This is a genomic window from Draconibacterium sp. (assembly GCF_041583095.1).
In the GTDB taxonomy this organism is placed as follows: domain Bacteria; phylum Bacteroidota; class Bacteroidia; order Bacteroidales; family Prolixibacteraceae; genus Draconibacterium.
Window position 1 is genome coordinate 1 of record NZ_JBFHGM010000209.1, and the last position, 8,904, is coordinate 8,904.

The window sequence follows — 8,904 nt, forward strand, 5'->3', positions numbered from 1 at the left end:
AGCATCCAGATTGCCGGCCAGATTCCTGTTCCTGAAGGCAGTTTCGCCCGGATTACCATTCGGCCATAGGTAAACTCTTTTTTACCACTGCTGATCATTCGCGAGGAGGTGTACGATCCGGCAACTTTAGCATCGTTTAGTTTTTTTGCCGTTATGGTAAGAATGCCATCCTTAACCACAGCATTTTCTCCAGAGGTATAATTTTGCAGCTCGTTGTTTCCCCAGCCACCCGAGCCGGTTTCGAAGGTCCAGTTGTCGGTATTTACAGCGTTCCCATCAAAATTATCTTCCCAAACCAGCTCCAGTTTCGAAAAGTATTCTGAATCGTTGGCGGCAATGGTGATATTCTCTGTTGAAGAAAAAGTATCTCCGTTTTTGGTAATAATTAACTCAATAGTGTACGTTCCTGCATAGGGAAAATAGGCCACGGCATTCGTTTCGTTTTCAATGGTTTTATTTCTGAATTTCCATTGAAAAGAGTCGAAATCGCCAACCGAAGTGTTTTTCAGATTGATATTGTTAGGATTAGTTACATCTGCCTCGGCGGTAAAACTAATGGCAAAATCGGTGTTGGTAATATTTATTGATTTCGAGGCTGACTTTTGTTCGCTATCAAGACCAATTACCAAAAGGTTTACATTGTAATCTCCGGCTTCAGGATAATAAACATCGTACGACTGAGATTTTGTAGTGGTTGATTCCGTGCGGCCGTTACCAAAATTCCAGTTCATTCTCAGGTAGTCTCCTTCTGATTCGTTGGTAAACCGAACGTTGTTATCATCAATAAATGAATACGAAAAATCGGCAGTGAAACCGGCATCTGCTCCCTCTTCGCTGCAACCCTTTAAAGGAGCAATAAGAATAAGAAGTGCCATGAGAATGTGCCAGTTTCGTTTTTGTTTGTTAAATGTTTTACGCATATTTTTTCTTATTGAATTACTATTTTTTCTGAGGCAGATTGGTTTCCATTGTCGATCATTACCATGTACAGCCCTTTTCGAAAGCCGCCGGTATTTATTTCTGCAGTATTGCTGAAAGTTTTTTGCAGTGCAGTATTTCCAGCCATATCGATTAGTTTAACTTCGAAAGTGCCTGGGTTTTTAACCGTAAAATTCTCTTTTACCGGGTTGGGATAAATCTGAAATTCCCGTGATGTTGTTTGGTTGATACCTACATTAACATCCAGTTTGTAAACCCTCAACCAGTCGATAAAAACAGAGCAGGGAAATTCGGCGTCGTCATTTACCGGGCCACCATACGAATAGTCTTTTCCGGTAACGCCGGCACTTAAAATTGGGTACATTTTGTGTTCGAAAGGGTGCCATTCGCCAAAGTGATTGGAATATTCAGAACTACCAACTCGTTTCCCTTCCCGCATTAAAACCGCAGATTGATCTTCTCCATCTACTGAGAAAGCACTACCATCGTTTAAGTAATGGATGTGGTAGACATTGTTGTCGATAAAAAATTCAATCCGGTCGGAATACCAATCAATTCCATATTCGTGAAATCCATAGCTTCCGGCATTCGAATCGTTTTCATCCGGTGGGTAATTCCCATAACCAGGTTCTGCCGGATTTGGTACCTGTTGTGTTTTGTAGCTGTAGTAAAATCCCTGGTGTCCGTGGTTCCAGTCGGCCCATTCGTTGTTTTGCCAAAACCAGGCGTAGTGTACGCTGCCGAGATTATGGAAGGGAATAGATCCAACATATTCCATAATATCGATTTCGCCACCTTGCGGCCACATCAAACTGTTCCGTCCCTCAGGGATTTCGTCGGGCATCATCCAAAAAGCAAAGCCTTGTCCCATTTGTTTTACGTCACGCGGAAATATTCTGGCCACAATACGGTGTCCTGGTCCCCACGATTTTTTACCGGCTGTGTTTAATCGGGCACTGGTATAATTTCTGTCGATGTAAAATTCTTTTTGTGTAGTAATTACCAGACAACCATTTTCGGCTCCCGGTACGTTATTGCTAAAACTGATGTTTTCTTCGCGGTTTGTGGCACGATCTAGCTGACCGGTTCCAAAATCACCATTTACACCGGTTCCTGTTTCTATGTTCCAATTCTCCAGGTTGAGCTGGCCGGTATTAAAATTTTCTTCCCACAGTAAATCGCCAACCTGCCCGAAAGTATTTAGAACTGCGAGGAGAATACCTAATATGGAAAGAAGAAGTTTCATTTGCTACGATAAGTAGTGAGGTATTGAGTTCTTTTCCCTTTGTGAGGAAGAAGAATGATGATATTATATGACCCTTAACGCTAAATTAGGGCAATAGTCAGTTTTGAGTTTTAATCAATTAATACTCTTACTATATAGAAAGTTGATAAAAATGGGGAGAGAGAAACTCTCCCCATTTATCTAACTAAACTATCAAACTGAATTGGCTGAACAGCCAATATAATAAATTACTGTTTGCTATTATTCTGCAGGAACAAGTACCCAGGTCCAACCGGTTCCTCCACCGTTTGTTGGTGTAAAAAGAACCATTTTGTCTTCGGTAAGCTCAATAATATTATAAACACCATCGGGATTTACTCGATCAGCATCATAACCCAATATTGAAGCTCCGTTAAGATGGAGTCGTTGGTTTTCTGTATCTAACACAAAGGAGGCATTGGTTACATTTCCGTTACCATCATCGTAAACATAATTTGCAGCCCCGTCAAGGTTAAAAGTCATGCTTCCGGCGGCATCACCAGGAGGGCAACAGGTACCTCCTGCATTCCACCATACTCCCCAAGGATTACCCGGATCAGACATAAACCACCAAAGGCCATTATCGCCGCCAGCGCCATCAAATACCCATGTTTTACCTGCGGAAGTATTTTCACTAACCAGGTCGTACCAGTCCTGCTCCAGTGGAGTATCGAGTACGTCAATGGTTACGTCAATGGTTTTTTCAAAGAATTCGGCTCCTAAAGTGCCAATAAAAGTAAAAGTTGATGTTCCGGGAATAGGATAAACTACTTCAACTTTGTTGGTTTTCGCAGTACCCAAATTATAATCCCAGTAACCCGTTACACCTGGTGTGTTCATTTCTAGCACTAGAAGGTTACCGCCACTGGAGTTTTGGCCAACAACCAGGTTAACTCCATCAACGTCTGTGGTGTTCTCCAACTCTTTCTCATCAACTATTGATTCGCAAGCTGTAAACAGCAAAACCAATAGGGCGAATAAAAGACTATATTTTTTATAATTATTTATCTTCATTTTTCTTGATTTTAAAAAGTTATTACCAACCTGGATTTTGCTCGTAAACACCGTTAGAAAGTCTAATTTCTGTTTCAGGAATAGGCATTAAGCCTTTGGTTTCAGGACGGTAATTCACACTGTATTTTGCATCGATTCCTGAGTTACGTACATCCAAAGTATAATTGAACGCGGTTTCAACATCGCCCCAACGAACAATATCGAACCAGCGTAAACCTTCAAAGGCAAATTCGTGTAAACGCTCTTCTTTTAATGCGTCAAGCGAATAAGCTACCGGATCTAAACCAGCTCTGGCTCGTACAGCATTCATTCCGTCTGCAGTTCCGGTAATTTCAGAGTGCATCAACAATACATCGGCATAACGCATAAAAATGAAGTCTTGTGCGTGCATTAACTGCATATCGGCATTTCCCCAGTCGTATAACTGAACAAACATACCTTTTACATCGCCATCACCTTCTTTGTGTTGGATAGCAATGTATTTTTTATTGAAGAAACCTGTTTCATGATCGCCTTTATCTCCTTCGTATCCACCTGTCCCTTGTGCTTCGTTTCCTAGTTCTAAAATTGAACCTTCTTTACGAGGGTCTTCGTTATCCCAACTGTTCCACAAATTTGGATTAATTGGGCACCATCCCCAACCTTGTCCAAAAGGAACCATTGAGTTATCGCGAATACCAGTAAACAAAGCTAAGCGGTTGGTGTAAATATTACCTTGATTCCAACCCCAATCTCCGAAAGAGAAACGCTGAACAAACATCGTTTCGAGGTTTCCGGTTCCAAACGTGGGTGAATGGCCATCTTGTCCAACCCAGGCCAGACCATTTTCGTGTGCCCATGGCAATACTGTTGTATCGTTTGCCGATTGGTTAACATAGGAATAAGGCCAAAGGTTTCTAAAGTCACTTGCCAATTCGTGACCACTGTTAGTCATGCAGTCATTCAGGTAAGCTGCAACATCATTTGCAGAAAGTGAACCCCCGTCAGCCAGCGGCAAAACGTCGGTTGCCTGACCTTCCATATTCGTCATGTAGCCTGTATAAAACAAGTACACACGAGCCATGTATGCTTGAGCTACCCATTTGTTTGCATGCCCGTACTGATCTGTTGGAATACTTGGGAAAGGCTTTGCAGGTAAAGTTTCAATTGCTGCTTTTAAGTCAGTTGCAATTTGTGCAAAGGTTTCGGTGTAGCTTGCTCGTGGGCTATCTTTCGGATCTTCAATTGTTATAATTAAAGGAACGCCACCCATAAACTTCGCTAGTCGGAAATAGAAGAATGCCCGCATAAACAGTGCCTCTCCAACCTGCTGATTTTTGAATTCTTCTGCCAACTCAGGTGATTCGAAAAATTTCGAAAAGTCTGTGTCTGGTGTTTTTTCAATAATGGCATTTGCACGTGCAATACCACTGTAGCACTGTGTCCACATATCGCGGTATGTATCTTCAAGTGGGTCTTCAAAATTATCTACCCATTTAGCCGATTTATCATCTGGACCACCGCCACCAAGCATCATGTCAGAAAGTAGGTTGGCAGCCATCGATTCGTTACTATGCACATTGCCAGTATAAATTGCATTATAAACGCCGGCCATGGCTTCTTTCATATCAGTTGGTGTTGCATAATAAGTCTCCAAATTCTTTTCGTAGAGGTTGTCGGTATCTAAAAATTCATCACCACAGCTGGTAGTAAATACCAATACGCACGCAACTGCTAAGTATAATATATTTTTCATATTTTTTTATTTTTAAAACTCAACACTTAAGCCAAACATAACTGTTCTTGCCTGTGGGTATAACCCAAGGTCGACACCAGATGCCCAATTAGCATCGTGTCCGAATGCAACTTCTGGATCCATACCATCGTAACCGGTAAATGTATATAAATTACTTACCGAGGTATAAAGCCTTACGTTAGAAATAGATTCAATTTTAGAAAGCATGTGCCCGAAATTATAACCGAAAGTTAAGTTGCTAATGCGTAGATAATCAGCATTATGCATGTAAATGTCTGAGACAAAGTTGGTGTTGCGGTTGGATGAAGAACTTAAGCGAGGAATTCTGTCCGAAGTTCCTTCGCCGTGCCAGCGGTCAAATATTCCGGTTGTATAGTTTTGGTCGAAACGGTCCGCAAATGAACGGTATGATTGCATAACCTGCATACCAAATTTCCCTGTTAAAGTTGTATTGGCATAAAAGTTTTTGAATTCAGCATTTAACTGGATACCAACTTCCCAATCCGGATTTGGATCGCCTAACATTATTTTGTCATCTTCATCAATAACACCATCAAGGTTTTGGTCTACAAAACGCACATCGCCCGGACGTTGATCGTTAAAATAAGGATTTCCTTCGGGTGTTACATATGCATCAACTTCATCCTGGTTTTGTAATAGACCATCGGTTTGGTATCCGTAAAAGAAACCAATTGGTTTACCAACCTCAACGCGCGAAACTGCTGCTGTTCCTTGCGATATAACACTTGAAGGACCTTGAATAGTACCGTCGGCATTATCAATTCGTTTCACTTCGTTTTTGTTATACGCCGCACTAAATGATGCACCATATTTAAATTCACCAACTTTATCTTGCCAACTAAATACCATTTCAAAACCAGTGTTATCAATATCACCACCGTTAATAAATGGAGCACCAGCACCAAAAGTACCTTGAATTGGCGCAACAACCAACCAGTCTTTTGTTGACTTTTTGTACCAATCTATTGTAACTGCTAATCTAGAGTCTAATAAACGTGCATCAATACCAAAGTTTAGCTGTTCCGAAGTTTCCCAGGTAACATCAGGGTTTGGCACACGTGCTGGATACGATGTAGTTCCTGATACCGGTTTTGTATCGCCGAAAAAGTAACCAGGAAATGCATATGCGATTGACGAAGAATAAATAAAGTTATCGATAGACTGGTTACCATTTTGGCCCCAACTTGCACGTAATTTAGCAAATTCAATGGGTCCTGAGTTCTCCATGAAGTCTTCTTCAGTAATTATCCAACCTGCCGAGAAAGATGGGAAAGTTCCCCAACGATTGCCTTCAGCGAAGTTCGACGAACCATCGGCGCGCACAGTTGCTGAAAACATATATTTTTCTTTGAAGTTATATTGTGCACGGGCAATGTACGACATTAAACCACCACCGCCGGCTGCCCAGTCCTGACCCCAGGTATTGATATCACTAATTGACGCAGGGCTTTCTGTATTGCGAATGTACGCATATTTAGGATCACCAGGGAAAATCAAATTGTTTCGTGAACCACCAACCTCAGTATTAATCTGGTTTTTAAGCAACTCGGTACCTACCAATACATCTACTTTATGATCGCCAAACAGACGGCCGTAAGCAGCAGTGGTAGACCATGTCCAGTTATTTCCAAAATACTGGTTTTGTGATGCACCGTTATTATCGTTTCTGTATAAGTCTCCGAGGTTGTAAGTAGGATTCATTGAACGACTATGTCCAAACCATGCATCTATACCAAACGAACTTCTTACCACCAGGTCTTTTATTGGCTCAATTTTGATGTATGCATTACCTGTAACTTTATTTCCTTTGCCATAGTTGTAATTATGGCGGTAATACATATTGGCAATAGGGTTGTGCTGGTCGTTAGCCAATCCTTCCAGTGTTGGAGTAAAACCAAACTCGCTAACATTATTATCAATTGCTGGTTGCCAGTAAGCTGGCATCAATGGATTCTGTACCAATGCATCGTGCAGGTCGTTCCAGTAAATGTTACCGGTACCAACACTTCTGTTTTCTGTATTGGTGTAGGTAAGGTTTTCACCAATTGTAATAATATCGTATTCGTCGTTTTTAAACAATACAAATTCGGTATTTAAACGAGCAGTTAACCTTTTGTAGCCGGCGTCGATAATGTCGCCACCAATAATACCAGTTTGGTCGAGGTAGGAGATACCTGCTGAGTAAATTACATCGTCGCTACCACCAGTGATATTTATGGCATGGCTTTGCATTGAAGCATCTTGTTTGATTATTTCGTTAATCCAGTTAGTTCCTTCCCAACCGTTTTGCAACATACCCCATATGTCTTCACCTAGTTTTGTACCAAGGTCATTTGGAAAATTGCGATTTAACCACCCATTATTTTTTAGTATGTATTCCCAGTCGTTTGGAGCCTCACCATCATTTACAAGTCCTTCATCCATAATATACATATATTCCTGTGCATTAAGCGGATCAAGATTTTTGTAAATGTTTTGAACACCAAAATAACCATCGTAAGTTACTTGTGGTTTGCTCCCCTTTTTACCTTTTTTGGTGGTAACTAAAACAACACCATTTGCAGCGCGCGAACCGTAAATTGCGGCCGATGCGGCGTCTTTCAATACATCAATCGATTCAATATCCGAACTAGCCAAATAATTAATGTCACCAACTGCAACACCATCAACAATGTACAAAGGATTAGAATTGCCAATTGTACCTAAACCACGTATAGTTACCTTAGTTCCTGCACCCGGCTGCCCGTTATTACGAGTAATACTAACACCCGGCGTAGTTCCTTGCAGAGCTTCCATTGCAGTAGACGTATTTAATGCTGCAATATCTTCTCCTTTTACGTTAATATTAGCTCCGGTTGTTAGGGCTTTCTTTTGTACACCATAACCAACAACAACTACTTCATCAACATTAAACAAATCGGGTTCGAGCTGTACGTTGATTTCTGTTCTGCCTTCAACAGCGATAACCTGTGATTTCATTCCGATATAAGAATACACAAGCATCGCATTTGATGGTACGGTTAATGTATAGTTACCATCAAAATCGGTAACCGTTCCATTTGTTGTGCTTTCAATGGTAATCGTTACCCCTGGTAAAGGTTGATTATCATCAGCAGAAGTTACAACACCTTTTAGTGCAATTTCCTGGGCAAATGCCCCTGAGGAAAATAAAGCTACCAAAAGCAACATGAGAATTTTTCTCATCATTTGTTTTTCTTTCATAGATCTGAATTTGATTATTATAAATTGTATAGTCTTTCGCACTTGTTGTTAGTGCGAGTTTGTCTGCACGAGATATGATTGTAAGTGGCGTTAAATTTAAGGGGAGAAGATGAAGTATTTGCAAATGTCATACTTGTTTACTATTTAGTTTCAATGTAAGATTTGATACATTTTTTGGTCTATTTTACCTTAAACGGCAACAAATATGAACTAAAAGTGGGCTATTTAGCAAGAATAATACCCCAACATTAATACATCAGGGGCATTTTTATAATTCATCAAAAATACATCATTAAAAATCATATAGACTGATAAAGAGGGATGTAGGATATGATAATAATGATTTAAACTACCTCATCTAAAAATATGATATACAACATAGCTAATTTATAGATTCAGCAGGAATGTGGAAAGGTTTACATCGCGATAGAGCTCAAATTTTTTGCGAAGCCGGTATCGGCTTATTTCAACTCCGCGGGTGGAGATATTTAACAAGGTGGCAATTTCTTTGGTCGACATGTTCATTCTTATGTAGGCACAAAGGCGCAAATCCTTTGGCGATAAGTGCGGGAATTTTTCTTTTAACCGTTCAAAGAAATCGGCATGAACTTCTTCAAAATAACTTTCGAATATTTGATTTTGATTTTGATTATCGATTTCCTTGTCGATACGCTTTTTAATTATAGCCATTTTTGTTTTAACGACCCCG

The 8,904-nt window shown here is 40.5% G+C and carries 6 protein-coding genes; all 6 read right to left on the minus strand.

The window, feature by feature from the left end:
* Positions 1-920: PKD domain-containing protein (locus tag ABZB17_RS16650; protein WP_372651733.1), on the minus strand; the 920-nt coding region annotated here is incomplete at its 3' end.
* An 8-nt stretch (positions 921-928) separates the two neighbouring features.
* A complete protein-coding gene (locus ABZB17_RS16655; RefSeq protein ID WP_372651735.1) occupies positions 929-2,185 on the minus strand; it encodes a T9SS type A sorting domain-containing protein in 1,257 nt (418 codons plus the stop codon).
* A 240-nt stretch (positions 2,186-2,425) separates the two neighbouring features.
* Positions 2,426-3,217 (minus strand): hypothetical protein, encoded by a 792-nt coding sequence (locus ABZB17_RS16660; RefSeq protein WP_372651737.1) that lies wholly within the window; start codon positions 3,215-3,217, stop codon positions 2,426-2,428.
* Positions 3,218-3,239: 22 nt separating this feature from the next.
* Positions 3,240-4,952: a RagB/SusD family nutrient uptake outer membrane protein gene (locus ABZB17_RS16665; RefSeq protein WP_372651739.1), complete on the minus strand. Its 1,713-nt coding sequence runs from the start codon at positions 4,950-4,952 to the stop codon at positions 3,240-3,242.
* A gap of 12 nt (positions 4,953-4,964) precedes the next feature.
* Complete coding sequence (locus ABZB17_RS16670; RefSeq protein WP_372651741.1) at positions 4,965-8,195, minus strand: SusC/RagA family TonB-linked outer membrane protein; 3,231 nt, start codon at positions 8,193-8,195, stop codon at positions 4,965-4,967.
* Positions 8,196-8,582: 387 nt separating this feature from the next.
* On the minus strand, positions 8,583-8,904 hold a 322-nt coding region (locus ABZB17_RS16675), incomplete at its 5' end, for a helix-turn-helix transcriptional regulator (RefSeq protein WP_372651742.1).

Excerpts from the sequence above, each read along its gene's own strand:
- ABZB17_RS16655 (WP_372651735.1), bottom strand. The coding sequence starts at position 2,185 with ATGAAACTTCTTCTTTCCATATTAGGTATTCTCCTCGCAGTTCTAAAT.
- ABZB17_RS16660 (WP_372651737.1), bottom strand. The coding sequence starts at position 3,217 with ATGAAGATAAATAATTATAAAAAATATAGTCTTTTATTCGCCCTATTG.
- ABZB17_RS16665 (WP_372651739.1), bottom strand. The coding sequence starts at position 4,952 with ATGAAAAATATATTATACTTAGCAGTTGCGTGCGTATTGGTATTTACT.
- ABZB17_RS16670 (WP_372651741.1), bottom strand. The coding sequence starts at position 8,195 with ATGAAAGAAAAACAAATGATGAGAAAAATTCTCATGTTGCTTTTGGTA.